This window comes from Arthrobacter sp. UYCo732, assembly GCF_040547265.1.
Classification (GTDB): Bacteria; Actinomycetota; Actinomycetes; order Actinomycetales; family Micrococcaceae; genus Arthrobacter.
The window spans coordinates 490,251-515,429 of sequence record NZ_JBEPPJ010000001.1 but is presented as its reverse complement, the minus strand read 5'-3'; the positions used below and the strand labels follow the sequence as shown (position 1 = coordinate 515,429).

37 protein-coding genes, 1 pseudogene and 1 riboswitch are annotated in these 25,179 nt (G+C 64.5%); of the genes and pseudogenes, 23 read left to right on the top strand and 15 right to left on the bottom strand.

Annotated features, from left to right (window positions below):
* Positions 1–16: 16 nt before the first annotated feature.
* The 3 genes from thrS to ABIB45_RS02485 form a co-directional block, all read right to left on the bottom strand.
* Positions 17–2,026 carry a threonine--tRNA ligase gene (thrS, locus tag ABIB45_RS02495; RefSeq protein ID WP_354214314.1) on the bottom strand — a complete coding sequence of 670 codons (2,010 nt, stop codon included), beginning with the start codon at positions 2,024–2,026 and terminating at the stop codon, positions 17–19.
* A gap of 157 nt (positions 2,027–2,183) precedes the next feature.
* On the bottom strand, positions 2,184–5,672 hold the full coding sequence (locus ABIB45_RS02490; RefSeq protein ID WP_354214313.1) for a DNA polymerase III subunit alpha: 3,489 nt from the start codon (positions 5,670–5,672) through the stop codon (positions 2,184–2,186).
* The gene (locus ABIB45_RS02485) at positions 5,669–6,001 is read right to left on the bottom strand and encodes a DUF6504 family protein (protein ID WP_354214312.1); all 333 of its coding nucleotides are present in this window, start codon (positions 5,999–6,001) and stop codon (positions 5,669–5,671) included. The genes ABIB45_RS02490 and ABIB45_RS02485 overlap by 4 nt, the downstream gene beginning before the upstream one ends.
* Positions 6,002–6,165: 164 nt before the next feature.
* Here ABIB45_RS02485 and ABIB45_RS02480 point away from each other — a divergent pair, with 164 nt between their 5' ends.
* Positions 6,166–6,555: a hypothetical protein gene (locus ABIB45_RS02480; RefSeq protein ID WP_354214311.1), complete on the top strand. Its 390-nt coding sequence runs from the start codon at positions 6,166–6,168 to the stop codon at positions 6,553–6,555.
* Positions 6,556–6,557: 2 nt separating this feature from the next.
* Here ABIB45_RS02480 and ABIB45_RS02475 read toward each other — a convergent pair whose 3' ends face one another.
* The gene (locus ABIB45_RS02475; protein ID WP_354214310.1) at positions 6,558–6,878 is read right to left on the bottom strand and encodes a chorismate mutase; all 321 of its coding nucleotides are present in this window, start codon (positions 6,876–6,878) and stop codon (positions 6,558–6,560) included.
* A 19-nt stretch (positions 6,879–6,897) separates the two neighbouring features.
* On the opposite strand from ABIB45_RS02475, the gene ABIB45_RS02470 reads away from it, so the two are divergent.
* Positions 6,898–7,320: a VOC family protein gene (locus ABIB45_RS02470; RefSeq protein WP_354214309.1), complete on the top strand. Its 423-nt coding sequence runs from the start codon at positions 6,898–6,900 to the stop codon at positions 7,318–7,320.
* A gap of 28 nt (positions 7,321–7,348) precedes the next feature.
* On the opposite strand, the gene ABIB45_RS02465 is transcribed toward ABIB45_RS02470, so the two are convergent.
* Complete coding sequence (locus ABIB45_RS02465; protein ID WP_354214308.1) at positions 7,349–8,098, bottom strand: SOS response-associated peptidase; 750 nt, start codon at positions 8,096–8,098, stop codon at positions 7,349–7,351.
* A 120-nt stretch (positions 8,099–8,218) separates the two neighbouring features.
* Between ABIB45_RS02465 and ABIB45_RS02460 the strand changes: the two genes are divergently transcribed.
* The 3 genes from ABIB45_RS02460 (at position 8,219) to ABIB45_RS02450 (ending at position 10,326) form a co-directional block, all read left to right on the top strand.
* Complete coding sequence (locus tag ABIB45_RS02460) at positions 8,219–8,476, top strand: mycoredoxin (RefSeq protein ID WP_310163639.1); 258 nt, start codon at positions 8,219–8,221, stop codon at positions 8,474–8,476.
* An 84-nt stretch (positions 8,477–8,560) separates the two neighbouring features.
* Complete coding sequence (locus ABIB45_RS02455; protein ID WP_354214307.1) at positions 8,561–9,646, top strand: S-(hydroxymethyl)mycothiol dehydrogenase; 1,086 nt, start codon at positions 8,561–8,563, stop codon at positions 9,644–9,646.
* Positions 9,643–10,326 carry an MBL fold metallo-hydrolase gene (locus ABIB45_RS02450; RefSeq protein ID WP_354214306.1) on the top strand — a complete coding sequence of 228 codons (684 nt, stop codon included), beginning with the start codon at positions 9,643–9,645 and terminating at the stop codon, positions 10,324–10,326. The genes ABIB45_RS02455 and ABIB45_RS02450 overlap by 4 nt, the downstream gene beginning before the upstream one ends.
* A gap of 20 nt (positions 10,327–10,346) precedes the next feature.
* On the opposite strand, the gene ABIB45_RS02445 is transcribed toward ABIB45_RS02450, so the two are convergent.
* On the bottom strand, positions 10,347–11,105 hold the full coding sequence (locus tag ABIB45_RS02445; protein WP_354214429.1) for a lipoate--protein ligase family protein: 759 nt from the start codon (positions 11,103–11,105) through the stop codon (positions 10,347–10,349).
* A 16-nt stretch (positions 11,106–11,121) separates the two neighbouring features.
* Between ABIB45_RS02445 and ABIB45_RS02440 the strand changes: the two genes are divergently transcribed.
* The 3 genes from ABIB45_RS02440 (at position 11,122) to ABIB45_RS02430 (ending at position 12,497) form a co-directional block, all read left to right on the top strand.
* On the top strand, positions 11,122–11,511 hold the full coding sequence (locus tag ABIB45_RS02440) for a DUF2177 family protein (RefSeq protein WP_354214305.1): 390 nt from the start codon (positions 11,122–11,124) through the stop codon (positions 11,509–11,511).
* Between the two features lie 119 nt (positions 11,512–11,630).
* The gene (locus tag ABIB45_RS02435; RefSeq protein ID WP_354214428.1) at positions 11,631–12,335 is read left to right on the top strand and encodes an endonuclease/exonuclease/phosphatase family protein; all 705 of its coding nucleotides are present in this window, start codon (positions 11,631–11,633) and stop codon (positions 12,333–12,335) included.
* A 3-nt stretch (positions 12,336–12,338) separates the two neighbouring features.
* The gene (locus tag ABIB45_RS02430) at positions 12,339–12,497 is read left to right on the top strand and encodes an STAS domain-containing protein (RefSeq protein WP_354214304.1); all 159 of its coding nucleotides are present in this window, start codon (positions 12,339–12,341) and stop codon (positions 12,495–12,497) included.
* A gap of 28 nt (positions 12,498–12,525) precedes the next feature.
* Here the strand turns inward: ABIB45_RS02430 and ABIB45_RS02425 are convergent, their stop codons facing one another.
* Entirely contained in the window at positions 12,526–13,329 is an 804-nt protein-coding gene (locus tag ABIB45_RS02425) for a thioesterase family protein (RefSeq protein ID WP_354214303.1), read from the bottom strand.
* A gap of 123 nt (positions 13,330–13,452) precedes the next feature.
* Between ABIB45_RS02425 and ABIB45_RS02420 the strand changes: the two are divergent.
* Positions 13,453–13,692 (top strand): annotated as a pseudogene (locus ABIB45_RS02420) (hypothetical protein); the annotation flags it as partial.
* 60 nt (positions 13,693–13,752) lie between these two features.
* Here ABIB45_RS02420 and ABIB45_RS02415 read toward each other — a convergent pair.
* The 6 genes from ABIB45_RS02415 to ABIB45_RS22545 form a co-directional block, all read right to left on the bottom strand.
* Positions 13,753–14,289, bottom strand: coding sequence for an NUDIX domain-containing protein (locus tag ABIB45_RS02415; protein ID WP_354214302.1), 537 nt, complete (start codon positions 14,287–14,289; stop codon positions 13,753–13,755).
* 54 nt (positions 14,290–14,343) lie between these two features.
* Positions 14,344–14,544, bottom strand: coding sequence for a DUF1918 domain-containing protein (locus ABIB45_RS02410; RefSeq protein ID WP_354214301.1), 201 nt, complete (start codon positions 14,542–14,544; stop codon positions 14,344–14,346).
* Positions 14,545–14,549: 5 nt separating this feature from the next.
* A complete protein-coding gene (locus ABIB45_RS02405) occupies positions 14,550–14,933 on the bottom strand; it encodes a DUF1810 family protein (protein ID WP_502909094.1) in 384 nt (127 codons plus the stop codon).
* Positions 14,930–15,472: a DNA alkylation repair protein gene (locus ABIB45_RS02400; protein WP_354214300.1), complete on the bottom strand. Its 543-nt coding sequence runs from the start codon at positions 15,470–15,472 to the stop codon at positions 14,930–14,932. Before ABIB45_RS02400 ends, ABIB45_RS02405 begins: the two co-directional genes overlap by 4 nt.
* Positions 15,473–15,835 carry a TraR/DksA family transcriptional regulator gene (locus ABIB45_RS02395; RefSeq protein WP_354214299.1) on the bottom strand — a complete coding sequence of 121 codons (363 nt, stop codon included), beginning with the start codon at positions 15,833–15,835 and terminating at the stop codon, positions 15,473–15,475. It lies immediately after the preceding gene.
* Positions 15,836–15,968: 133 nt separating this feature from the next.
* Positions 15,969–16,202, bottom strand: coding sequence for an aggregation-promoting factor C-terminal-like domain-containing protein (locus tag ABIB45_RS22545; protein WP_502914515.1), 234 nt, complete (start codon positions 16,200–16,202; stop codon positions 15,969–15,971).
* A 5-nt stretch (positions 16,203–16,207) separates the two neighbouring features.
* Between ABIB45_RS22545 and ABIB45_RS22540 the strand changes: the two genes are divergently transcribed.
* Both ABIB45_RS22540 and ABIB45_RS02385 read left to right on the top strand, forming a co-directional pair.
* A complete protein-coding gene (locus ABIB45_RS22540) occupies positions 16,208–16,531 on the top strand; it encodes a hypothetical protein (protein WP_502914514.1) in 324 nt (107 codons plus the stop codon).
* A 657-nt stretch (positions 16,532–17,188) separates the two neighbouring features.
* Positions 17,189–17,358, top strand: a riboswitch (cyclic di-AMP (ydaO/yuaA leader).
* Between the two features lie 3 nt (positions 17,359–17,361).
* A complete protein-coding gene (locus ABIB45_RS02385; RefSeq protein ID WP_354214297.1) occupies positions 17,362–18,183 on the top strand; it encodes a C40 family peptidase in 822 nt (273 codons plus the stop codon).
* A 66-nt stretch (positions 18,184–18,249) separates the two neighbouring features.
* On the opposite strand, the gene ABIB45_RS02380 is transcribed toward ABIB45_RS02385, so the two are convergent.
* A complete protein-coding gene (locus tag ABIB45_RS02380; protein WP_354214296.1) occupies positions 18,250–18,351 on the bottom strand; it encodes a hypothetical protein in 102 nt (33 codons plus the stop codon).
* A gap of 16 nt (positions 18,352–18,367) precedes the next feature.
* Here ABIB45_RS02380 and ABIB45_RS02375 point away from each other — a divergent pair, with 16 nt between their 5' ends.
* Entirely contained in the window at positions 18,368–18,538 is a 171-nt protein-coding gene (locus ABIB45_RS02375; protein ID WP_354214295.1) for a hypothetical protein, read from the top strand.
* Positions 18,539–18,775: 237 nt separating this feature from the next.
* Here the strand turns inward: ABIB45_RS02375 and ABIB45_RS02370 are convergent, their stop codons facing one another.
* Complete coding sequence (locus ABIB45_RS02370; protein WP_354214294.1) at positions 18,776–19,105, bottom strand: hypothetical protein; 330 nt, start codon at positions 19,103–19,105, stop codon at positions 18,776–18,778.
* Here ABIB45_RS02370 and ABIB45_RS02365 point away from each other — a divergent pair.
* From ABIB45_RS02365 to ABIB45_RS02315, 11 genes are all read left to right on the top strand, one after another.
* A complete protein-coding gene (locus ABIB45_RS02365; RefSeq protein WP_354214293.1) occupies positions 19,098–19,286 on the top strand; it encodes a polysaccharide deacetylase family protein in 189 nt (62 codons plus the stop codon). The two genes, ABIB45_RS02370 and ABIB45_RS02365, sit on opposite strands and share 8 nt — an antisense overlap.
* A 436-nt stretch (positions 19,287–19,722) precedes the next feature.
* A complete protein-coding gene (locus tag ABIB45_RS02360) occupies positions 19,723–20,118 on the top strand; it encodes a cupredoxin domain-containing protein (protein WP_354214292.1) in 396 nt (131 codons plus the stop codon).
* Positions 20,115–20,588: a hypothetical protein gene (locus ABIB45_RS02355; protein WP_354214291.1), complete on the top strand. Its 474-nt coding sequence runs from the start codon at positions 20,115–20,117 to the stop codon at positions 20,586–20,588. The genes ABIB45_RS02360 and ABIB45_RS02355 overlap by 4 nt, the downstream gene beginning before the upstream one ends.
* Positions 20,589–20,785: 197 nt before the next feature.
* Positions 20,786–21,556, top strand: a complete 771-nt coding sequence (locus ABIB45_RS02350; protein ID WP_354214290.1) for a hypothetical protein — start codon at positions 20,786–20,788, stop codon at positions 21,554–21,556.
* A gap of 33 nt (positions 21,557–21,589) precedes the next feature.
* Positions 21,590–22,306 (top strand): sortase domain-containing protein, encoded by a 717-nt coding sequence (locus ABIB45_RS02345; RefSeq protein ID WP_354214289.1) that lies wholly within the window; start codon positions 21,590–21,592, stop codon positions 22,304–22,306.
* Positions 22,307–22,374: 68 nt separating this feature from the next.
* Positions 22,375–23,022, top strand: a complete 648-nt coding sequence (locus ABIB45_RS02340; protein ID WP_354214288.1) for a hypothetical protein — start codon at positions 22,375–22,377, stop codon at positions 23,020–23,022.
* 29 nt (positions 23,023–23,051) lie between these two features.
* Positions 23,052–23,537: a cupredoxin domain-containing protein gene (locus ABIB45_RS02335; protein ID WP_354214287.1), complete on the top strand. Its 486-nt coding sequence runs from the start codon at positions 23,052–23,054 to the stop codon at positions 23,535–23,537.
* A 186-nt stretch (positions 23,538–23,723) separates the two neighbouring features.
* Positions 23,724–23,933 (top strand): alpha/beta fold hydrolase, encoded by a 210-nt coding sequence (locus ABIB45_RS02330; protein ID WP_354214286.1) that lies wholly within the window; start codon positions 23,724–23,726, stop codon positions 23,931–23,933.
* The gene (locus tag ABIB45_RS02325; RefSeq protein ID WP_354214427.1) at positions 23,888–24,025 is read left to right on the top strand and encodes a hypothetical protein; all 138 of its coding nucleotides are present in this window, start codon (positions 23,888–23,890) and stop codon (positions 24,023–24,025) included. The genes ABIB45_RS02330 and ABIB45_RS02325 overlap by 46 nt, the downstream gene beginning before the upstream one ends.
* 191 nt (positions 24,026–24,216) lie before the next feature.
* Positions 24,217–24,405, top strand: coding sequence for an alpha/beta fold hydrolase (locus ABIB45_RS02320; protein WP_354214285.1), 189 nt, complete (start codon positions 24,217–24,219; stop codon positions 24,403–24,405).
* Positions 24,406–24,852: 447 nt separating this feature from the next.
* On the top strand, positions 24,853–25,137 hold the full coding sequence (locus ABIB45_RS02315) for a PDDEXK nuclease domain-containing protein (RefSeq protein ID WP_354214284.1): 285 nt from the start codon (positions 24,853–24,855) through the stop codon (positions 25,135–25,137).
* Positions 25,138–25,179 lie beyond the last annotated feature (42 nt).

Sequence of the window (25,179 nt, the reverse complement as noted above, 5' to 3'; positions counted from 1 at the left end):
TTATGTTCCGTTTCCGCTAGCTGGTCCGGTTCCGGACGGCTTCCGTGATCCGCTTGACGGCCTCGGCAACGGGCACGCCGTTGTCCTGGCTGCCGTCACGGAACCGGAAGGACACCGCCCCGGCCTCCGCGTCGTCGCCACCGGCAATCAGGACAAACGGGATTTTGTCCTTGCTGGCGGTGCGGATCTTCTTGGGGAACCTGTCCGACGACGTATCCACCTCGGCGCGGATGCCCGCCGCCTTGAGCTGGCCAACGACGTCGAACATGTACTCGTTGAACGTTTCGGCCACCGGAATGCCCACCACCTGGACAGGGGAAAGCCACGCCGGGAAGGCGCCGGCGTAGTGCTCGGTGAGCACACCCATGAACCGTTCGATGGAACCGAAGAGCGCACGGTGGATCATCACGGGCCGCTGGCGGGTACCGTCGGCTGCCTGGAATTCCAGCTCAAAGCGTTCGGGGAGGTTGAAGTCGAGCTGGATGGTGGACATCTGCCAGGTCCGGCCGAGGGCGTCCTTCGCCTGGACCGAGATTTTCGGGCCGTAGAAGGCAGCCCCACCTGGATCCGCGACCAGTTCCAGGCCGGATTCCTCGGCCACTTCGGAAAGGGTGCGCGTGGCTTCTTCCCAGGCGGCGTCCTCGCCGACAAACTTCTCCGGATCCTTGGTGGAGAGCTCCAGGTAGAAGTCGTTCAGGCCGTAGTCCTTCAGCAGGTCGAGCACGAACGTCAGGGTCTTGGTGAGTTCGTCCTTCATCTGCTCGCGGGTGCAGTAGATGTGGGCGTCGTCCTGGGTCATGCCGCGGACCCGGGTCAGGCCGTGCACCACTCCGGACTTTTCGTAACGGTAGACGGCGCCGAATTCGAAGAGCCGCAGCGGCAATTCACGGTAGGACCGACCCCGCGAGCGGAAAATCAGGTTGTGCATGGGGCAGTTCATCGGCTTCAGGTAGTAGTCCTGGCCGGGCTTGCGGACGGTGCCGTCCTCGTTGAGCTCGGCGTCCACATGCATGGCCGGGAACATGCCCTCCTTGTACCAGTCCAGGTGTCCCGAGACCTCGTACAGGTGGCCCTTGGTGATGTGCGGGGTGTAGACGAACTCGTACCCGGCATCAACATGGCGCTGGCGGGAGTAGTCCTCCATCTCCTTGCGGATGATGCCGCCCCTGGGGTGGAACACCGGCAGGCCGGAGCCCAGCTCATCGGGGAAGGAGAAGAGATCAAGTTCGACGCCGAGCTTGCGGTGGTCGCGCCGTTCAGCTTCGGCGATGCGCTCCTGGTAGGCCTTCAGCGCGTCCTTGGTGGGCCACGCCGTGCCGTAGATGCGCTGCAGCTGCTGGTTCTTTTGGTTGCCCAGCCAATAGGCGGAGGATGACCGGGTCAGAGCAAACGCGTTGGAGATGAGCTTGGTGTTCGGCAGGTGCGGGCCGCGGCAGAGGTCGCACCAGACGGTGGTTCCCTCCTTGCGCTCCACATTGTCGTAGATGGTGATGTCGCCAGCGCCGACTTCGACGTTGACGCCTTCGCCGGCTTCCGCGGCTTCATTCTTTTTGCCGAGCAGTTCGAGCTTGTAGGGCTCGTTCTTCATGGCCTCGCGGGCTTCGTCCTCGGACACCACCCGGCGGACGAACTTCTGGTTCTGGTTAATGATCTTGAGCATCATCTTCTCGAGGGTCTTGAGGTCCTCGGGGGTGAACGGCTCGGCGACGTCGAAGTCGAAGTAGAAGCCGTCGGTGATGTACGGGCCGATGCCCAGCTTGGCGGCGGGGCGGAGCTGCTGTACTGCCTGGGCCATCACGTGGGCGGTGGAGTGCCGGAGCACGTTCAGGCCGTCCGGGGAATCGATGGTGACGCCCTCGATCCGGGCGCCCTCGGGCAGCTCCTGGTCCAGGTCCTTCAGCTCGCCGTTAACGCGGGCCACAACAACTTCGCGGCGCTCAAAGAAGAGTTCCGCACCGGTTGTCCCGGTAGTCACCTTGGTCTCTTCGCCATCGACGATGAGGGTGATCTGCTGGGCATCTGACACGGGTGTCTCCTATTCAAAGTTTTAGGCTTCATAGCTTGCGGCATACGGGGACCACAGCCAGCCATCGCCAATGCTATCGGTTCCGCCAGAGGCCCACCAACGGGACCCGCGGTGCGCTGCGGTGCGCTGCCACGCCGTAATCCTGCCCGGCCGCCCATCAGCCGCCCATTCCGGTGATGGCGAGGCTTCGGCTGATTCCGTCGAGGGGATGCGGCACATCGGTACCCGCCACCCGATCAGTCGGGAACGGCAGGGTATCCGCTTGGCTAAGGTCCCAGGCCATGCTGGCGCTCAGGCTGATCCCGCGTGGACCAGTCCGCCGTGTGGTGCCGCGGATGAGCAGCAGCCTGGTGCCGAACAGGAGCAGCCCCGCCTGTTCCTGTGCTTCATGGAAGAACACGGAGTCGATGCAGCCGGTGCCGTCATCGATGCTGATAAACACCACCCGGCGCCCGCCACGCATGGGCGGGGTCTGGGTGGCGATGCGCACCCCTGCCACCATAACCTCTGTACCGTTTCGCAGGCCCAGCAGTTTATCGGCAGTGACCACACCCAGCCTGTCCAGCATGGGCCGGTAGCTGTCCATCAGGTGCCCGCTGACGTCAATGGCCATCAGGTCAAGTTCAGCCCGGACGTTTTCAACCAGGGTTGGCGCGGGAAGCCCGGGTTTGACGTTGCGGAGCTCCACATCCCCCAGCGGCAGGGAGAGCTGGCCCTCAATGACTTCGATGCCCTTCCGCGCACTTCCCGCGGACTGCATCCTCTGCAGATGCTGGACAAGGTCTGCCCGGTTGGCACTCCCGCCTGACTGACGGTGCAGGGAATCAAAAGCACCCAATTGCGCAAGCCTCTTGATGCTTGGCTTGGTGAGCCTGGACCGTGCCCTGAGGTCGGCAAGGGAGTCGTAGGGCTGGCCGGCGGCTATCCGTTTGAGCTCGGCGCCGGAGAGGCCATAAATCCCGTTGAGGCTCAGCCTGATCCCCAGCTTCCCTGCGTCAGGTCCGTCCGTGACCCGTTCCACCCGGTACTCGGCGTGGCTGTGGTTGATATCCAGCGGCAGGATGGGAATGCCCAGCCGGCGGGCCTCGGCCACCAGCAGCCGCTTGGGGTACATACCGGGATCGTGCTCCCACAGCCCGGCCAGGAACGCCTCGGGATGGTGCGCCTTGAGCCAGGCCGACTGATAGGTGGGAACGGCAAAGGCAGCACCGTGCGCCTTGCAGAAACCAAAGCTGCCAAAGGCTTTCAGGGTTCCCCAGACCTTGTCCACCACTTCCGGGGAATACCCCTTGATCCGGGCCTCCCTGCGGAAGAACTCTTCCACCTTCAGTTCGGGGACCTCACTGCCAAGGGCGCGCCGGAACTCATCGGCCCGCGCCAGGCCGCAGCCGGTCATCACGTCGAAGGTTTTCAGGATCTGTTCATGGAAGACAGTGACACCATGGGTTTCCTGGAGCACTGGTTTCAGGTCAGGGTGCGGATAGACCTCAGGCGCGAAGCCGTGCCTGTGCTCCAGGAAGGGCCGCACCATGTCAGATTTCATGGGCCCTGGCCGGAACAGCGAAATGTCGATGATGAGGTCGTTGAACTCACGCGGGGCCATCTTGCCGATCAGCTCACGCTGGCCGGGTGACTCGATCTGGAAGCAGCCCAGGGTGTGGGTGCTGCGGATCAGTTCGAAGGTCGGTTCATCATCCAGTGGCACGGCATTGAGGTTGATGTGGCCGTTCTCGGCAATGTAGTCCGGGCCGGTGCCGTCAGAACCGGCCGGGTGGGCGCCGGCCGCCACCACTTCAGCTTTGGAAGGATGGATCCGGATGACTTCCCGGACAGCAAACGCCATGGCGCTTTGCATCCTTACCCCCAGGACATCCAGCTTGAGCATGCCCATGGGATCCATGTCATGTTTATCGAACTGGCTCATAGGCAACCCCAGCCCGCTGGGCTGGACCGGGGTCCGGTCAAGCAGTGTGGCATCGCCCAGGATCACCCCGCACGGGTGCATGGAAATATGCCGGGGCAGCCGGTCCAGCCGCTCCGTGAGGTCCACCAGCAGGTCCAGCTGCTGGTTTTCGGTGAGGCCCCGCTGCTCCACCCGCCCCGCAAACTCCCGCAGTTCAGGTTTCTCAACCAAAGCTTCCCGGAAATTTCGGGCCGAGAAACGCCACAGCTGCTTGGCGATCTCACCGACATCGTCATCATCCATACCCAGCGCCATACCTGCATCCCGGACCGCGCCGCGGGCCCGGTAACCGTTCTGCATGCTCATCAGCGTGACCCTCTCGGCACCAAACCGGTCAAAGATCCGCCGGTACACGTTGTGCCGCTCGGCGCTTTCAACGTCGATGTCGATGTCCGGCAGCGTTGCCCGGTCCTGGGACAGGAAGCGTTCGAAGATCAGGTCATGCTGAAGCGGATCCACTTGGCTGACATCAATCAGGTAGTTGACCAGGCTGGACGCCCCGGAACCACGGGCGGCTGCCCGTACCCCCATGTCCATGATCATGCGGGAAACCTCCGCCACCGTGAGGAAGTAGGAGGAGAATCCAAGGTTCCGGATGATTCCCAGCTCGTGCTCCAGCCGCGAGCGCATTTGCTTGTGGGCTGGGCCTGCTATTCCCGGAAACCGCCTGCCGATCCCGGCCTCACAGCGCTGCGCCAGTTCAACGTGTGGGTCCTGGCTGATACCGATGACTGACGCCTCCGGGACCACAGGCTGCTTCCATCCCATGTCAGCCACCGGATCCATCCGGCAGTAGTCGGCGAGCGCCTCAGTCTGCGCCATCAGCTGCTTAAGGTCAGCCGTGCCGTACCCCGCGGCGCGGATGATGTCCTTGCCGAGCTGCAGCATTTGTCCTGATGTTTTGAGCCAGGCCTGCCCGTTGGGCTGAAGGAGCGGTTCGGTAGCGAGTTCAGGCAGGGACTTCAGCGTGCGCGCCGAGTCGAGGACATCAGCCGTGGCGGCACCGTCTTCGGCACAGTAGCGGACAGCATTAGTGAGCACGGCCGGGACGCGGTGTTCTTCGGCGAGTTTGAGCATGCGCACTGCATGGGCGGTGCTCACAGGCGCACCGGGGGCGGTCAGCTGGGAAACGACTTCAGCCACCAGGGTCCCTGCGGGCATGGCTTCGAGCCAGCCCTTGAAAAGGGTACGGGGGCGGAGGTAGCGACGGCCGCCCATGGCCCGGCCGACGTCGGAAGCCGGGCCGATCAGGACTGTCAGGACCGGCTTCAGCGTTGTGGGGTCAAGCGTCCGTGAGGCGAGTTCGGCGCGGGTGACTGCCACAGGCACCGCTCCCCGGGCTTTGCCCGAGGTGCGGGCATGGGCGTCCGATACCAGCCTGCACAGGGCGCGGTAGCCCGCCCCGTTGTTGTGACCCCGCGCAAGCACCACCACCCGGCCAGCGAGCTGGGTGCGGTGATCGCCGTCGTCGTCGAAGACCGCAAGGTCCACCCCTACGATGGGGTCGATGCCGGCAGCCATGCAGGCTTTGAGGTGTTTGATGGTGCCGTAGAGCCCGTCCCGGTCCGTGCAGGCGAGCGCTGTTGCCCCGTCTGCGGCGGCAACCTGGGCCAGTTCGTCAGGCCAGGAGACTCCATAGTGCGCGCTGAAGGCGGTGGAAACGTGGAGGTGTGTGAAGCTCATGCTGTTTTGGGGTGGAGGGGGTGGAGTGCGTCATGGATGCGAAGCAGCCTCCAGCGGCCGCTGCCCAGATGCCTGCTGAGGTCAAGGGTCAGGGGCTCCCCTGCGCCATTATGTGGTTCAGCACGGACCTGGACCCGCCAGATCTCATGGTCCACCAGTCCCGGTCCGCTGCCCAGCGGCGCACGGCGTTCCTCGGCCCACCATTCCCGGCGTTCGTACCACCGCACAGGTTCAGCGCACACCGAGTAGTCCCGCCCGGCCCACTGGAGTTTCAGCGGCTGGCCGGCCGGGGTGCAGACGACGTCCACGGACTCGCTGAACATACCCATGGACGCCTCCCGGACTGACTGAACTGGCGCAAAATGCTGCTGCAAAATGCTGCCGAACAACAGGATATTCGAATACATGTTCGAACAATTCCAGTCTACGACGGCGCCCCGACAAAACCTAGACAGGGGTGGACGGACGCGTCAGCAGGTAGCAGGATTGTGCCATGAGCACCCATGACGCACTCCTCAAGCACGTAAGCATCAAGGCCCAGGAAGAAACCCTCGTGGCAACCTTCGATATCGACGGCAACATCCCCGGGGCAGGTGCGTACGTGGTGGGGCTCGTGGCGGCCAGCCCTGATTTCTCATCCCAAAGACGGCTGGGCATTGAGTTCATGAACGGGGAGGCAATCGCCTTCTACTCATTCAGCCACGATCAGAGCGCCGAAGAGAATTATGATCTTGGCGGCGTGACGCATTCCGGCAACACCATCACGGGGAACTTTCCCATCGCCGCCGTTCACGGCCTGGGCAAGGGACACGTCATGTCAGCCTTCAGCGAGGCTGACGGCCGGGAATTCCAGTCCGGCGTCGCCGTTGAGGAAGCGCTGTAGCGTCAGCTGTTTTCTTTGTGGACCTTCATCTCGAGTTCGATGAACCCCGAGATCATGGCCCGGTACGTGGATTCCACGATGTCCGGATCAATGTCCTTCTTTTCCGCAGCTCCCCGGACGTGCTCAATCACGCGTTCCACGCGACCGGGGGCGCGGACTTCAGCGTCGTCCCCCTTCAGGGCTCCGGCGATCCGGATCAGGCGTTCACGCCGGGCAATGAGCGAGACAATCTGGTCGTCAACTTCGTCGACCGCAATCCGAACCGCAGCGAGCTGTTCCTTGTCGGCCAAAGCATCCCTATCGTTTCCTTGAATTGTTGCCATCCTCTGACAGTATCGAAGCATGCAGCCCAGAGTCGACTTCATCTCATTAGGTGTCCGAAGTGTTGATGCCTCCCGCCATTTCTATGTGGAAGGCCTTGGCTGGCCTGTGCACCTCGAAATGCCAGGCGACGCAGTGTTCATCCAGGTCAACCACGGCTTGGTCCTTTCCCTGTGGGACGCAGGGCAGATGCACGCCGAAGCAGGGGTTGGCGCCCCTGGTCCGGTCCCGCGCATCACCCTCAGCCACAACCTGGCCAGCACCGATGAAGTGGACCGGGTCATGGCCGAAGCCCGGGCCGCGGGCGCGGAAATCGTTGCCGAGCCCGTCACCCAACCGTGGGGTGGGTACAGCGGTTATTTCGCCGATCCGGACGGCTTCCGCTGGGAGATTGCCTACAACCCAACCTGGGAAGTGGACGACGACGGCAAAGTCACCGTCTAGGGCATCGTCACCCCTTTGAACCACGCCCCTAGAACAGCGCCTCCACAGGCCGGATGAGTTCCGGGGAATTGTTACGCACGTTCCCCACCCCGGTGCCCACAGAATCCACGTGCCAGTCGGCGGCGACCTCCTTGACATGGGCGCGGACGAGGTCCACGAGGAAGGCGGCGTCATCGATCTGCGGGTCAAGCCACGACGCCATGGTTGCGCGGTCCATGGGCAGCGGCACCCGGTCGTGCAGGGCGGTGAGTTTGCCGAACACCGTGGACTCAGCACCCGGCGGCGGGGTGTCGGCAGTGAGGATGGAGGTGGAGAGCATCCAGCGGGCGGGATCGCCGTCGGCCTTGGCCGGGTCCTTCCACCACTCATACAGGCCGGCGAACACCAACCCGCTGCCTTCGCCCGCATGGACGTAGTAGGGCTGCTTGGCCTTCCCGGTCCCCTGCTTCCATTCGTAATACCCGTCAGCCGGCACAGCGCACCGCCGGGACTTGACGGCCTTGCGGAACGCCGGCTTCTCCAGCACGGTCTCGCTCCGGGCGTTGATCATCTTCGGGCCGATGCCCGGATCCCTGGCCCAGGAAGGGACCAGGCCCCATCGGGCAACATGCAACTGCCGGACCGTGCCATCCTCGATCAGCCGTTCCAGGACAATGGGAACGGGGTCCGTGGGCGCCACATTCCATGACGGCGGAAGGTCCACTTCCTCCTCCAGCTGGGCGTCAAAATCAGCCAGCAGGTCACCCACGGCCCGGGCCATCACATAGCGTCCACACATGGCACCAGCATGCCATCACCGGTATGCACTGTCATCCGCCGCCGCCGACCCGGGGAATAGTCCCAACCGGGTTACGGTTGAGGAGAATGAAACCCCCTTCAACAACTTCAGGAGCGCTCTGTGGACTTCACCCCCGAGAACGGCACCATCACCATGTTTTCCACCACCTGGTGCGGCTACTGCAACCGGCTGAAGAAGCAGCTGGACGCGCAGGGCATCGGCTACACGGAAATCAACATCGAAGAGGTGGACGGCACGGCCGAACTCGTGGAGCAGCTCAACGGCGGCAACCGCACCGTCCCCACCGTGCTCTTCCCGGACGGCACCGCCGCCACCAACCCTTCCGCCGCCGAAGTAAAGAGCCGCCTCGCAGCCTGAACACGGCGGCGTATGTGGTAGACAGAACGGGACCAACGTCCGTGTTGGTCCCGTTCTTGTCTATCTGCATTGAGGGAGCCTTCCGTGGTCCATAAAGTCAAAGGTGTCGTAGCCCGCTCCAAGGGCGCCCCGGTCACTCTGGAGACCATCCTGGTCCCGGAACCGGGTCCGGGCGAGGCCCTGGTGGACATCCTCACCAGCGGTGTCTGCCACACCGACCTGCACTACAAACTGGGCGGCATCAGCGATGACTTCCCGTTCCTCCTGGGCCACGAGGCCACAGGCGTGGTCAGTGCGGTGGGCCCCGACGTCACGGACGTTGCCCCCGGCGACCGCGTGGTCCTCAACTGGCGCGCCGTCTGCGGCAACTGCCGGGCCTGCAAGCGCGGCGAAGCCCAGTACTGCTTCAACACCCACAACGCCACCCAGAAAATGACCCTCGAGGACGGCACCGAACTCTCCGCCGCCCTGGGCATCGGCGCGTTCATCGAGAAGACACTTGTGGCCGCCGGCCAGTGCACCAAGGTGGATCCCGACGCCGATGCTGCCGCCATCGGCCTCCTCGGCTGCGGCGTGATGGCCGGTCTCGGGGCCGCCATCAACACCGGTGGCGTCAAGCGCGGCGATTCCGTGGCTGTCATCGGCTGCGGCGGTGTGGGCGTTGCCGCCATCGCCGGAGCCGCGCTCGCTGGTGCCACCACCATCATCGCCGTCGACATCGATGCCAAAAAGCTGGAGCGCGCTCTGGGACTGGGCGCCACACACACCGTGGACTCCTCGGCCTCGGACCCGGTGGAGAAAATCCGGGAACTCACCGGCGGCTTCGGCGCTGACGTGGTGATCGACGCCGTCGGCCGTCCCGAAACGTACAAGCAGGCGTTCTACGCGCGCGACCTCGCCGGCACCGTCGTTCTGGTGGGCGTCCCGACGCCGGACATGACCCTTGAGCTGCCCCTCCTGGATGTCTTCGGCCGCGGCGGATCGCTGAAGTCCTCCTGGTACGGCGACTGCCTGCCGTCCCGGGACTTCCCCATGCTGGTCAGCCTCTACCGGCAGGGCAAACTGGATCTCGATGCCTTTGTGACCGAGCGGATCACCATCGACCAGGTGGAGGAAGCCTTCGACAAGATGCACTCCGGCTCCGTGCTGCGATCGGTGGTGGAGCTGTGACCGCGGCTCCCGTGCCCGCTGCGGCGCCGGAATCCGGCGGTACTCTCCGGATCGAGCGCCTGGTCACCTCAGGGACGTTCTCGCTCGACGGCGGCACCTGGGACGTGGACAACAATGTCTGGCTCGTGGGCAACGACACCGAATGTGTGGTTATCGATCCTGCACACGACGCCAAGGCTGTTGCCGCGGCAGTGGCCGGCCGGAAACTCAAGGCGATCCTGCTGACGCACGGCCACGACGACCACATCCGTTCCGTGGGCGATTTCTGGGATCTTGTCCAGGCCCCCATCCATCTCCACGAGGCCGACTGGATGCTCTGGAAGAGTGTCTACCCGGACGTGGAACCTGACGTCCGCATCAGCCACGGTGATGTGATCGAGGTGGCAGGCGCCAGCCTGACGGCCCTGCACACTCCGGGGCACTCGCCGGGTTCGGTGTCCTTCCACCTGGCTGACGGGCCCGATGGCGAGGGCACAGTCTTCAGCGGCGACACCCTCTTCCAGGGCGGCCCCGGAGCAACGGGCAGGTCCTACAGCGACTTCCCCACCATCATCGAATCGATCAGGACCTGGCTCCTCCCGCTCCCTGCCGGCACGGTGGTCCGGACCGGGCACGGCGACACCACCACCATCAGAGCCGAAGCCCCGCACCTGGATGAGTGGATCGCCCGCGGCCACTAGGGCTGTCCAGCCGGAGCGGGCTACGCTTCCCTGCCGTACACGCTGCTGAAGCCGGCGTGCCGGAGGGTAGCGTGGCCCGCGTACGCGGCAACTACTGCATCATCTACCGCCTGGACAGTCAGCCCCGGCACAAGATCGTCCGCGGCGCCGGCAGTGGCGGGGTCCCAGTTTAGGCCAAGCGCTGCGTAACCCGCCGTCAGGACGCCGCGGATGGGGGCCGAGTTTTCCACCACAATCACTGAACTGAACAGCCAGCCGCCGCTCACCACGCGCTGCGCCGTGCCAACAAGCTTGATCCGGTGCGTCGGGTCAGCCCCGTGTGTACCGTGGACGCTGAACTCCCCCGGGCAGTACTCGCCTGGAATCTCCCCGACTGCGGCTTGCACGCCAACGTTCCGCAAGGCTTGTGCCAGCAGCTCCCCAAAGAAACTGAACCGGCTTTTGGAGCCGGCGATCGCATCAGCGTCAGGCATCACGTGGTCAACCACCAAAGTGCCCTCATGGTAGGCGGCGGCGCGGCCGCCGGCCTTCCGCACCAGGGGTTCGAAGCCGTGATCCCGGCAGGCCTGGGCCGCCGCCTCGAAACCCGGCAGGCGGGTGTCCCGCTGGCCGAATGCAACGGTCGGCGCAGGCCGGTACAACCTCAGGGTGGGACCGGTCCTGCCGGTCCTCACCTGGCTCAGCAGTTCGAGGCCGAATTCCAGGTCCCGGGCGGCGCCCAGCGAATGATCCTGCCGCACCACGGTGAGCGTCTGGAGTCCCGCCTCGGCGTCCTGCATGTTGCTAAGCTCCCTTATGGTCATATTGCAATTCCTTGTTGTCGCCGCTGCATTCGCGGTCATCGACGCCATCTGGCTCAAAACGATGAACCCGTTCTATCGCAGCCACATCGGTGACCTGCTCGCTGACAAGCCACACTTAGGTTACGCCGTCGCTTTCTATGTCATGTACATCGCAGGGATTCTCTTCTTCGCCCTGCGGCCGGCGCTTGATGGCGGCAGCTGGCTGACCGCCGTCGGCTACGGGGCCGCCCTGGGCGCCTTTGCGTACGCGACGTACGACCTCACCAACGCCGCCACGCTCAAGACGTGGCCACTGCAGCTCATTGTGGTGGACATTCTGTGGGGCGCCGCCCTGACCGGCCTGTCCACCCTTGCCGGCTGGCTGGTATTCCGCTCCACCTGACCCAACCGCCGCTGCCAAAAGAACTGACACTTACGGACTATTACGTACCGTCCCCTGCCGGGTGGCTAGACTCAGGAACTGCGTCCACCCGGCACTCCCTCAGGAGAGGCAATCCACTGATACGAGTCATTAGCTACAACCTACGCAAGCACAAGGCCAGCGGGGAGCTGGTCGCCCTGGCACAGGACTTCGGCGCCGATGTCCTGTGCCTGCAGGAATGCGACACCACTGACCTGCCGGACACGCTGGGTCAGCTGAAGCTGGCCGATTCGACCAAGGGAAACCGGCTGGGGCTGGCCATCTACTACCGGCCTGACCGGTTCACCCCGCACGGCACCCAAACATTTGCGCTCAAGAAGTCTTTGCACGACATGGTCCTGGCACCCGCCCATGAGCGTCTTATCGGTACCCGCGTGCGGGACAACGAAACCGATCACGAACTTGTTATAGCGTCATTCCATGCCGCGCCCCTGACCGCCACCAACTCGCTGCGGCGAAACCAGATCAACGCGGCCCACAAGGAACTGCTGGGCATGGGGACGGGCCTGATGACCCTGATGGTGGGTGACTTCAACTATCCGTTTTTCACGAAGAATCTCACCGAACACATGAAGAATTCCGGCTATGAGTTGTCGCTCAGTAACCGCCGGACCTACACGCGGTACAAGGTGTTCAAGGGCCACTTCGACTTTGCCACGTCCTTGGGCCTCAATATCGAGAACGTGGAAACGCTGCCCCGCGGAGCATCGGACCACCTGCCCATCCTGGTAACCGCCGAGTACGGCCAGACCTCCACCCCTGCGCAGGAGCCCCCGGCTTCCTGAGTTGTGGCGCGGGACTGCATCAGCCTGGTCTTCGCGGAGATGAAGGGACCCATCAAGGACCGCCTGATCCGGTACGGCGTGGGCACCCGGTTCGATGCCGACCACTTCTTCCCCACACTGGACAATGCGGTGCACAGCTGCAAAAGCGCCGCCGGCGTCTAATAGTCGCAAAGCCGGGCAGCCACAGCCGTCAGGTCTTGCGGAGGGTGAGGATCTGCTCTGCGCGGCCGAACGGCCCCCGAAGATCATGCAGGACGGTGGACGTGAGGCCGATCCCGTCACTGCCGAAAGAGACAGCGTTGTCCAGGCCCAGCCATTCGCCGCCAGGCCTGCGGTACATATGGATCTGCAGGTCCAGGTTCGGAAACGCATAGCTGCCCTCACCGGGGGTGACCCTGGCCGCGATCCCGTTGGCCGTGTCCACCAGGCCCATCAGGCGGGCGAAGTCACCGCTGTCAGCTTTGTCCGTCAGGGGGTGCTCTGTGCGGAGCCAGACCGTGCCCGCTCCGTGCCGATGCCCCTCGGCCACGCGCATCTCCAGGGAACGGATGTACCCGCCTGGCCAGATGGCCGCGCCGTCGAACGGTTTGCAGTCTTCTGGCGCCGGAATGGCGGCATCCTCGACTGCAGCCACCGCAGCTGTATCAGCGGTGATCAGCCGCCACGCCGTGGCACGGATGGCCACGCGGCCGTTGGCAACTAGCTCAGCCTGCAGCAACTCAATGCTCCGGCCGGGGCGGAGGGTGGAGGTTTCGATGGTGAACTCACCGCCTGGAATCAGGCCAAGGATCTCGTAGCTCAGGCGGGCCATCCGCATATCGGCGCGGGGTTCGTGCCGCTCCAGGCTGTCAGCCATCAGCCCTGCGGCAGGCGCCATGTGCTGTTCGTGCTCGTTCCAGGCGCCCTGGGCATGGATGGTGGAGCGAAAGCGGTCACCCCCCAGCGACTGATAGTAGAAAGGACCGTGGGCAAGTGCAGGTAGTTCCTTGGTCAACGTTGGCCCCTTCCGCCGGGTTATGGGTGAATGATCATTAACTCTAACTGGTGCCACGGAGCCGGGGTGACGAACGCAACAAAATGTTAGCGCCCGCGGAACGCTATCTCGGTAGACTCTGAAATTGGTCCTGTTAGCGCCCCTCGGGCGAGGTGTCCACGCACGCGCGTCATCAGTTATAACCTTCGGAAGCACAAAGCAAGCGGCGAACTCCTCGCGCCCGCACGGAATTTTGGCATCGACGCACTGTGCCTGCAGGAAGTCGACTCGGCCGACCTGCCCGAAACGCTCGGGCCGCTGCTGCTCGCGGACACCACCAAGGGCAACCGGCTGGGACTGGCCATCTACTACCGCAGCAGCCGCTAATCGGACCACCTGCCCATCCTCGGCAGCGCGGAGTTCGGCAAGGATTACTGGCTGCGCCTACTGACCAGGTCCGGCGTAAAGCTCCGGCAGGCGTGGCCACAGATCCGGCCAGGCTTTTGCGAAGCCGGGGTGCAGTTCCTTCCGGTCCACCTCGTCCAGCGCAACCCACTGAAGTTCGAGGCTTTCCGGATCGCTGATGACGGGATCGAACGGCGCCGTCACCAGGACCACAACGGTGGTGTACGTCCAGTACCCGACGTCCAGCACCGAGGTGAAAAGCACGCTCACACCGGCGGCGGGCACCGCCGCTTCCTCGTGCGCCTCGCGCAAGGCACCCGTGACCGTGTCCTCACCGTGGTGGAGGGCTCCGCCGGGGAGTCCCCAGGTGCCGCCGTTGTGGCTCCAGAGTGCTCGGTGCTGGAGGAGAACACCCTTGGCGGGGTCGTACGCCAGCACGCCGGCCGCACCGAACCTGCCCCAAAACTTGCCGCGGTCACCTTCCACCCATGCGTCACCTGGATCCCGCGGACCAGCCATGGCAGGGGGAACGTGGGAACCGGCCTCAGCGGACGTGGCAGTCAGGGAATGATCCATGCCCCAAGTCTGACAGGTGCGCGCCGATCCTCATGTCCTGCCCGACGTTCCGTTTCAGCCGCCGGGGCCTGCCGTCCCGCGATCGACGGCGAAATCGCCGCCGGGGTACATGACCGTTTCGTGTCCGTCGTCGAAGCGGACCAGGTACGGCGGGTGCCCTTCATGACCCCGGACTTCCAAAATCACCCCGTGCCGGTCTGAAGTTCCGACCGTCCTCCCCCGGACGATGATCCTGTCGCCTTGCGTTGCCTCCATGGCAATCACCTCCAGCCCCAGAGTACGACTGAACGCCACAAGGAAACAGTGGTCAGTGCCTGCCCTCGGCGAGCAGAGCGTCGGTGGCGGTATCCGGTTCGCCGCCAAAGAACCGTGCCGGTACCGTCTTGAAGACTGTCTCGCCGGGCGCAGCGCGCAGGAACAGCGTCATGGAGGTGGTGCGACAGGAAAGCCTGCGCTTCTGCCAGGGAGGTAATGGCGTACCTGACGGACGTGGGGCTGCTGCCGAGGCCGGCCAGCTGCGGAAAGATGAACCACATCCAATGGCTCGGCTTGTTGCCGAGCTGCAGCTCGGACAGTGCCTGTCCGTAGGTCCCGCCGCCGTCTTGGGCTGCAACAAAGCGTTCCAGGTTGTAGGTGTCCGTCATGTGTGTCTCCTCGGGTCTGTTATTTCTGCGGTCATGGCCGCAGCGTGGCGGATCCACTCGTCGGGGTCCTGGTGCCAGCGTGCGATCACCACGCCGGCGCGTTGGCGCTCGGTACCGTCCAGCCCGGCCAGGAGGCCGACCACCACGTCGGCAACCAGGGGGTCCACCAGCTCGGCAGTGCGCGCGGACCGGATAAAGCCCTCGAGCCGGGTCAGGTCGGAGTGGCGCAGGAGCGCCACCCGGGACTGCAGCAGCACCACTGCGGCGAGCCGGCGCTCATAGACCGGGCGCCGGCCAGGGCCCGGCCGGCCCCACAGCTGCGAGGCCAAAGCGGTCACGTCGTCGTGGCCAAGGTCCTTGAACTTCCTGCCGGCGTCCCGGATGGTGCCGCGCACAGCTCCCACGGATGCCCCGTACGAACTCAACGCCCTGCCAACGCGTGACTCCACTTCCTCGGCCCGGTACCACGTGCCTTCATTCTGCACGGTGGTATCGATGAACCCGGCGGCGTCCTGGACTGCTTGATTCACTGGCGTCACCTAAAGCCCCTGGCGCCCGGCCGCGGCGTGTTCAATGCAGTACGGAGTCCTCGGCCGGGCTTCCAGCCGGCCTTCGGCGATCTGCTGGCCACAGACAGCGCACGCCCCATATGTGCCGTCGGAGATTCTCTGCAGGGCAGCTTCCACCTGGGCCAGTCCGGCGCTGCTCTGATCCAGTAGCGCCGAGGCCTGGGACAGCTCGAAGGCAATGGTGGCGCCCTCAGGATCGTGTTCGTCGTCCGCGTTGGAGTCCTGGCGCGCGGCATTGGCTGAGGAGATATCCGCCCGGAGCGCCGGCAGCAATGCCAGTTTTCGGTCCCGTTCGTCCTCGAGCATGATCCGGAACCGGTCGAAATCAGCCATGGGAAAAGCCTAGCGCCCGTCCGGTCCGCGGTATTTGCCAAACCGGCGGGAGGCTCTGCCTGGCACCGGCCCCCGGTCAGGTTGAACACCTGTTGTTGTTACGTAACCGTTGTGGTCCGGTACCCACCGTGGTTCAGTACCAGTTCTTGATCACGGAATGGTTCCAGGCGGCGCACAGTGACCCGTAACGGTCTGCAATGTAAGCCATTCCCCATTTAACCTGGGTTCGGTAACTGGCGAGCCAGTCGCTGCCAGCGCTCGCGTACTTGCTGGCCGGCAGCGCCTGCGCGATGCCGTAAGCCCTGAGTACGGGTTGGTGGCCGTGGTCAGCCAGTTGGATTCCTTCGTCCAGAGCTGCGCCAGGCACTGGAATTGGTCCTGGGCCCAGCCGTTCGCGGCCAGCCGGGCCTGACCTTGCCGGAATTCACCTTCCACTGCCCCTGTTGTTCCCCTGAGCGAGGCGGGCTGGGCGGTGAGTTCGGTACTGTGCTCCTGTTGCTCTGCGACCTGCTGCGACATTGCCTGCTGCGCCGTCTGGGCCGTGGAGAGCTTGGTGCTAGCTTCGCCGGCGAGGCGTTCGCGCTCGGCTTTGGCGGCAGGCTCCTGCTGGGCGAGCGCTTCGGCGGCCTTGTCTGCCTCGGCCGATTTGTGGACCAGGGACGCCGTCTTGGCGCTGACGATCTGCACCACGTTTAGCCCGTGGATGTTGTTGGTCTGTAGTGCGTCGAGGGCCACAAAGAAACCGATGTTGGTGCCGCCGGTCTTGTACGACTGGGCTGCGAGGGCCCGACGTCCTTCTCGTGGCGGCCTGATTTCTCCTGTGCCCGGGCCAACGGGGCGGCCAGTGCATCAACCCGGGAACTGGCCGCCTGCAGGGAGGCCTCGGCCACAGCGTATTGTGCAGCGGAGGTTAGGGGGACGGCCACAGCCACTCCCTCCGGCGAGGCCGGGAAGCCGCATATTCTGAACAAACGGGGACATAGTTCGTGAGCTTACCGGGCAACGCACCCTTGCCCGTACTCCCGGCCAAGCATTGATATCCAGCAGAGATCCCCGTTGCCCCTCCCGTCGGTACGTCCTGCTCGTTCCAATGTCAGTCGCAGGCCGTGAACCAACTAATTTTGGGCAATCCGGGGCCCGTTTAGTGAGCCAACCGGGCATATACGGTTTATGTGCGCTGACCTGCGATGTTGTCGACGTTCCGGCATGGATCCGCCTGCAGATAAAGGTGTCTTTTGGCCGTACATTCCGTTACCGGAATGTGACATTGGGGAAAATCTGACGTTATGGTCGTTGAGTGCCCCGGTTCAAAGCCAGGACATTCCCGTCAGTATGCCGAGCCCTGCCACTGACCCGGGACCCCAGCGCAATTCAACTGGCAGGGACGGGGGAACCACGTTTCCACGGCTTCATCTGAAGCCTTGGGGTTAAGTCGATACGTCCCGTCCTGCACGGCGGCGTCCGGCCGGGTGTCTCCGACCCGAACCCGACAGCTCACCCCGCAGGCATGGGAGAGGCAATCAACCATGTCCAAGAAGTACACTGCCGCACGCCATCGTGCAGCCACCACCACCGCGTCCCGTGCCCTGGCGATCGGACGGCCGGCCCTTGTGGTCGCTGCTGCTTCCGGCCTGTTTTTCGGCTTCAGCGCTCCGGCCCAGGCCAGCGTCCACGAACCTGACAGCTCCGGCACGGCCAACGTTCAGAGTCAAACGAGTGCACCGGCAGCAGCCGTGGCTCCAGCCCCTGCACCGGCCCCGGCCAACGCCCACACAGTCGTCTCCGGCGACACCCTGGGCCAGATTTCCGCTACCTACGGCGTGGACCTCAACAACGTTCTGGCCGCGAACGGTCTGTCCCTGACTTCGGTCATCTACCCGGGTGACCAGATCCAGATCCCCGCCGCCGGGCAGGCAGCTCCGGCAGTGGCGCAGGCAGTAGCACTGGCTCCGGCAGCCAAAACCGCCGCCGCCCCGGCCGCTCCCGCCAACACCGGCATCAAGCCGGCGGCAACCTCGGCTCCGGTCCAGGCCCCATCCGGCTCGGCCGGCTCGGCAATCCTGGCGTCCGCGTACTCTCAGCTGGGAGTCCATCAGGACTGCACCGCCATGGTGGAAAAGGCGCTGCGCTCCGTCGGCAAGAGTGTGGGAGACCTGGCACCCGGCCAGTTCTTCCAGTACGGAAGCGTTGTTGGGACGCCAGCCCCTGGTGATCTGGTGATCACCGCCGGACACGTCGGCGTCTTTGCCGGCAACGGCCAGGTTGTCAGTGGCGGCGTGGACGGCTTCAAGACCGAGGTCCACTCCATCAGCTGGCTCCATGGCGCTTCCTTCGTCCGCGTAGCGTGACCCCAGGCCGTTGGACGGCGGCGGTCGGCACACAGCCGCCAGCCGCCGTCGGCCGCTGTTGCGTCCTCAGACGTGCTGCCCGAACCAGGACAGCGTGTCATTCCCCTCAGCCGTCGCCTGGGTCTCGTTATAGCGTTCCCCAGTGTCATTGTGGGAGGCATGGTCCACGCCGGGGTAGACGGTGATGCGTCACCGTGGTGGCGTCCAGGGCATCGCGGAGGGCCGGCACTACCTCTGCGGCCAGCTGCCGTTCCTGCACTCTGTACGGAGTGCCCTCACCGCCAAAAGCGTGCCCGCCAAGTACATAAAGTATGAAGTCTTCGGGCCGGATCCCTGGCTGGCCGACTTCCAGTAGGCCGACGAAAAGAAAAGGAGCCCGGCAGGTGCCGGGTTCCGTTCTTTTGTGTGCGTTGCCTGTGTCCGCCCTAGAACTGCTCGGCGGGAATGATAAACCCAAGGTCCAGCAGGCCGCGGCCGGACTGTTCCAGGATCGGGTCCATGGTCAGGGAGGCGTGGTTGAGCAGCACGTTGACATCACGTTGGATCCGCTGGAGCGGGTGCGCCAGGCGGTGAACGCTGCCGCCTGAGCCGGTCAGGATGAGGCGGACTGCTCCGCCGATGCCTGGCCGCTGAGGCCGAGGGAGAGCCGGTACTGCGCGCGCTCCTCATCAGTGAAGGCGACGGGCTGGCCCCCGAAGGAGGCGGCCGCCACGCGGACCGCTTCTTCCCAGTGCAGCCGTGCGGTGGCAACCTGGCCGTAGGCCTGGGTGAACCTGGCCTGGGCGAGCGGCGAATCAGCCTGGCGACGCTCCACAGTCTGTTTGACCTTGCGGACCAACATCAGGTTCCGGAACTCTTCCAGGGCATGCTCGGCGGCCCCCAGAGCAGCTGCCGGGGCAACCATGTTCAGGAAAGTGGCCATCGGGATGTGGATGCTCGGATCCGGGGCACGATGGATCCGCATCAACCCGTCCCGGGCACGGGACCTTGCCGCCAATCCGCTCTTTGAACTGGCCAACCACGGAACCCGCCATACATCTCTGAGCGTGACCGGCAAGACCGCGAACGGGATCCCCGGAACGCGCAGCAGCGCGGAGGTATAGGAGGAAATCACGTCCAACGACGCCCTGCTCACGGCAATCGCCGGGCAACGCCCGCGGTTCTTCCGTTCAGGCACGGGGTTCCTGGACGACGTCGCGGCCGATATTTCCTCGCCCGGGGCCTTATCCCCGCGCACGGAAACCACCCCGGATCCGGCACGGCAGCAGGTGTTTTGGCCGCGGTCACTGCCCTGCTAAAAAGGGATACTCCTTCACGACCTTGGGTGCTGACTCCCCGGACATCCGGAGCCGATAAGGCAACCCTTGGCATTTTTCGTAGGTTCGCGCAGGCACGCAAACAAGGGCGGCCTTAAACAAGAGGCAGTGCCCGGATGGGCAGTCCCTGGAGGCGGGGGTGACGAATGCTGTGTAGGGGTAGTTTCCTGATGGGCGCGCCGTCCGGCTGCGTGGAGGGCATCCCTTCGTGAAGGGGTTTGTCATGAAAACGATCAACCGTGTTTTGGCCGTTGCGGCGGTCCTGTCTCTGGCCGGCGTCACCGGGTGCGGCGCGCAGGGCGGGATGTCCACAGGCCCGTCAACGGCCACCACGGCTTCGTCTCCATCTGTGGGTGGTTCGGCAGCGGCTGGCCAGGCCATCATTACGATCAAGGACTTCGCCTATGAGGTTCCGGCGTCCGTAAAGCCCGGGGCGATGGTGACGGTGACCAACTCGGACAGCGCCCCGCATACACTGACGGCCAAGGAGAAAGGCGGCTTTGACATCGACGTCCCTGCCGGCGGCACAGTCATTTTTGAAGCTCCGCGTGAGGCCGGGACATACGGGATCATCTGCAGGTTCCATCCGCAGATGAGCGGGACGCTGGTCGTGAAGTGAATCGCGTACACGTCCCCGTAGCCGGTCATGGTCCCCTGCGGGTGGTCCGGATCTGCGTGGCAGCATCCCTGGGGGTCAGCGCCCTGATCCATGTTCAGCTTGCTCCCGGTTACCAGCAGGCCGCACCAGGGGGCATCGGCCAGGGCACGCTGTTTCTGCTCCAAGCGGGCGCCGCCATCTTGGCGGCAGTGTTTATCCTGCTGAAAAAGACACGTACCGCTTTCGCTGCTGCCGCGGCAGTGGCCTTGTCGTCCCTGGCCGCTGTCATCCTTTACCGCTACGTCCAGGTCCCCGCTATTGGGCCGCTGCCGGCAATGTACGAACCCGTCTGGTACGCCGCCAAGGTCATCACCGCCGTCGCCGAAGCCATCGCCGGTGGGCTGGCTCTGACAGGTTACGGGCTGCTGCTGCGTAAAACCCGCCGCGGACCGTGGATACAGCCCCGGGGCCAGCACCCTTCCGCGGCCTGACAGCCCGGGAACGGGCGTGAAGCGGACCGGAATCATCGGCTCGTCAATGCTTTGGCCGGGCAGGTACGGCATCACGCTCATATTTTTGTGGTTGGGGACACATCCCTACCCATCCTTGGTTTGGTCTGCTTCGAAGTGCTTGTGTCCCTTCTTTGGGGCGCCAACATCACACGCGCGTGTATGAGGAGATAATTCACATGAATAAGACACTCCGTTTTATGGCAGTACCTACTCTCGCTTTGGGCGCACTTGCCCTGTCCGGTTCCCCGGCGATGGCCGCAGACCAGTCCTATCAGTCGACGCTGGGTCAGATTAACGGCAGTGCAGGGTCGGGGACCATCACTGTTGATGTCAAAGGCAACCAGGCCCACGTCGTCCTGAACGTTTCGGGTATGCCCGCGACCTTCATGAACGCCCCCTACCCCCACGTCCAGCACATCCACGGCGGAGCCAAGGGCGCCTGCCCGGACGCTTCGGCCGACAAGGACGGCGATAAGGTCATCTCCACCACCGAAGGTGCCCCGTCATACGGCGGCATCGTCACCACCCTCTCGACCAGCGGCGACACCAGCCCGGCAGCAGGCCTTGACCTCAAGGTCGGCGGGCAGGGCGCCGCCTACACTGTTGACCGCACGTTCGAACTGAACGCCGAGACCAAAGCAGCCCTCGAAGCAGGCACCGCTGTAGTGGTCGTCCACGGACTTGATCCCGCAACGCTCAGCGCGGCGGGCCAGGCGGCCAAGTCAGACCTGGCACCGACCCTTCCGCTCGCCGCAACGTCCCCCGCCCTGTGCGGAACCTTGAAGGCCGGGCAGATGAAAATGCCTGCAGGCGGCGCTAACACCGGCATCCCCCAGGAAACCGGCACCGACACCGGCGCCCTCGCCCTCGGTGGCGGCCTGGCCCTCGTCGCACTCGCCGGCGGAGCCTACGCCGTGCGCCGCCGCAACACCGGATCAGCAGCCTGAACCTGAGCTGACTGGACTACCACTGTGCTAAACATGAAGCCCGTCCGCCGTGGAGGTCTCGGGGCCTCCACGGCCGCCGGGCTTCTGCTCGCCATGGCCCTGGCCGGCTGCGGCACCGGAACGCCCGACGCCGGCTCCCCGCCTTCTGCCTCCGCCGGGCCTTCCGCCTCAGTTACCGCACCTGCGGCGCCATCCGCAGCAGGCCCCACCGCCCAGCCTCCCCTGCCCGCAGCAATCCCGGCGGCCCCGGCGGCAGCTCCAGCGGCTGCCACCGAACAGCTTCCCCCGGTCCTGCCCGCATCCGCTCCGGTCACCCTGACCATCCCCTCCATCAGCGTCCGCACTGAGCTGCTGCACCTTGGCCTGCTTGAGAACGGCTCGCTCGAGGTCCCCCAGGACACCGGCAACGGCGCCCCCGCCGGCTGGTACAACGACTCCCCTACCCCGGGGGAACGCGGACCCTCGGTCATGCTCGGGCACGTCAACGCACTCGGCGGCCATAAAGGCGTCTTCGCAGACCTCCGCAAACTCACCCCCGGCGCCGACATCAACGTTGCCCGCGGCGACGGCAGCACCGCGACCTTCACCGTGGACCGTGGTGCCCTCTACGGCAAGGACAGCTTCCCAACCCTCGAGGTCTACGGAAACACCACCGGCTCCGAACTACGACTCATCACCTGCGACGGCTACGACCCCGCCACCGGGCTCTTCAACGACAACTACGTCATCTACGCCAAACTCAAAATCTGACGGTCAACCCTTCGCAGCCGACAAGCGGCCGCCCAACCCTCAATGGAAGCGGCCAGGACGGAACAGTCATGAAAAACCGCATCCCCTTGCTGGCGTCCCTGGCACTGGCGTCACTGCTGCTCTCCGGCTGCGCCGCGGCGGCGGGATCCCCGGCAGCGGTGACCGGGCCGACGTCGGACGCCTCCTCTACGTCCCCGTCTCCGTCGGGAGCCTCTCAGAGCAGCAATCACGGCGGTGCCCACCACGGCGGCGGGTCCTCCTCCCCGCGGGTGAGCGCGGACGGGCCCAGCGAAGCCTCGAAGATGGTCTGCGGGAACCAGCCGATGGACAGGCTCACCTCCATCCTGAAACTGGGGCAGGTCCCGCACACCGTCAACAGCTGGGCGGACAGCACCTTCACCTGCACTTACCACCTCACCGAGGGGGCGCTGAAAATTTCGGTTCAGGAGGCACCGGACCAGGGCACAGCGATGAAGTACTTTGACGCCATGCAGGCACTGGCCAAAGACGCCAAACCCATCGAAGGCCTTGCCAACCTGGGCTTCCCAGCCTACGAAACCAAGGACGGAACCGCGGTGTTCCAAAAGGACAGCTCCGTCCTGCGGGTGGACGCCACGGACCTCCCGGCCGCCATCGGGCCGGACGCCATAACCCGCAACGCGCTGGCCTACCAGCTGTCCACGACCATCCTCGCGTGCTGGGTCGAACACCACTAACAGCCCGTGCATCCACCAAAACGGCGCCCTTGAGCAGCATCTCTTCTACCCATCCGCCAGAACGCATCGAGAGGTTCCTCATTAATACGTCCATCAAAACTGCATGGGCTCTCGGGGCGGCATCAACGTTGCTTGCTCTCGCCGGTTGCGGGAACCCCGGAGCGTCAGGGCCCGACGCCGCAGCATCACCGGCCATCAGGAACCAGCCAACATCCGCCCCGTCGACGGCCCGGCCTGCCACACCGTCCGCCGGCCCCGCCACCAAGAGCGCCGCCGCTGAAATTCTGATCAAGGACTTCAAATACCAAGGCACGGACACCGTCAGCCCCGGAGCGGCAATCACCGTCACCAACGAGGACCTTGAAGCCCACACCATCACCGCGGACACCGGTGCCGCCTTCGACACCATCATCAAGGCCGGCACCGGCACCTTCACCGCACCTGCCCAACCCGGCACCTACCCCTACCACTGCACCTTCCACGGAAACATGCACGGAACCCTCACCGTGAAATAGCCCCCGCCCGCGTCACTGCCGCCCGCCAGAGACTTTGGTCAGCCCCGTTCGGCACGTTCCCGGGACGGTGGCGGTCACCGGTACTGCCCACCAAAACAGGGTCTGCCCCATCCAAAGGACTGCAGGCTCACGAACCACATAGGCTGGCTCGACAGGGCACAGGGAACAGTCAACGGAGGGTCAGTCATGACGGAGATTACCGCACATCACGGATTGTTCAAGGACACCAACCTGCACGTCGATGACACCGGAGGGCCCGGCCGGCCAGTGGTCCTGGTCCACGGCTGGCCCCTGTCCGGGAAGCGTTCCAGGCCCAGGTCCCTGCACTTCAGGACGCCGGTTACCGCGTCATCACCTATGACCGGTGCGGGTTCGGCCGCAGCGACAAGCCAATGAAAGTGTACAACTACGGCACCCTGACGGATGCAGACCGAGGACAACCCCGACGGTCCAATGACCCCGGACGCAGCCGCGAAGATGACCGTTAATCTGACGAAGGACGGAGATGAGTTCTATGACGGCTTTACCCGGACGTTCTTCTCCGTCAACGGCGAACTCAAAGTCAGCGAACAGCAACGCCAGGACGCTATAGCATTGTGTAAAGAAGGGGCACAAGAAGGCAGCACTTGCCTGCCTGGCAGATTTCGGTGGCACGGACTTCCGGACGGACCTGACCAAAGTGACCGTCCTGGCACTCGTCCTCCACGGAGACGGCGACGCCACTGTGCGCTTCGAAGGCTCCGGCCAGCGCACCAACGCGGCTCTGCCCGGCAGCGAACTGCACGTCATTACCGGCGCTCCGCACGGATGCAACGTCAACCACCCGGATGAATGGGACGAAACCCTCGTCCGCTTCCTGGCCAAATAGCAACAAGGACGCTGGGGTGGCGTTGTCACGCAGGTATGGTGTGCCGCCTTCCACAGAGTCAACGACCCCCTCCTCATCCTGCTGGGCGGGTTCCACGGCCGGCACTATGAAGAGACGGCCAAGCCTCACCGGCCGAGTACACAACGCTCCGCTTCGGTGGAGACTTTACCGCCCGTCCCCTACTACTGGCCAAGGTCATCGACATGTGAGGGATCCGGGGGGGTGAGCCGCCTGACGCTGACTCGGCCGAGTCAGGTTGAAACCCGCGGACCCGAGGACGCTTCAGTCCTTCTGCTCGCGGATCGCGTTGCTCAGCTCGTCGCGCTCGGCCAGGAACCGGTCATCGATCAGCCAATGCCCGTTCGAAGAGCATCGGCTTCGTCGTCGGGAGATCGCCTTCGGTGACAGTCATATGTTCGTTAAGGAACTGGCCTGTACCACTGAGGTTTGGCCCACCCCGACGACAAACCCACCATCGGACTTCTGCTGTGCAAGACCAAGAACAACGTTGTGGCCGAATACTCCTTGCCGGGATTCTCCAAACCCATTGGTGTGGCCAAATGGGAATCTGAGGTGGTCAAATCATTGCCCGCGGAATTCGCTTCCACCCTGCCGAGCACCAGCGAACTCGAGGCCGAGCTTTCAACCGGACCTGGTCGAGAGAAGCCGCCGGCCGTGCACAGGCAATGTGGGCACGTGGCTAGATTGTCAGAGGTGACGGGCGGACTCTGATGATGGACGGCAGTCAGGATCTCCTGACTCGGACGGCGGCGG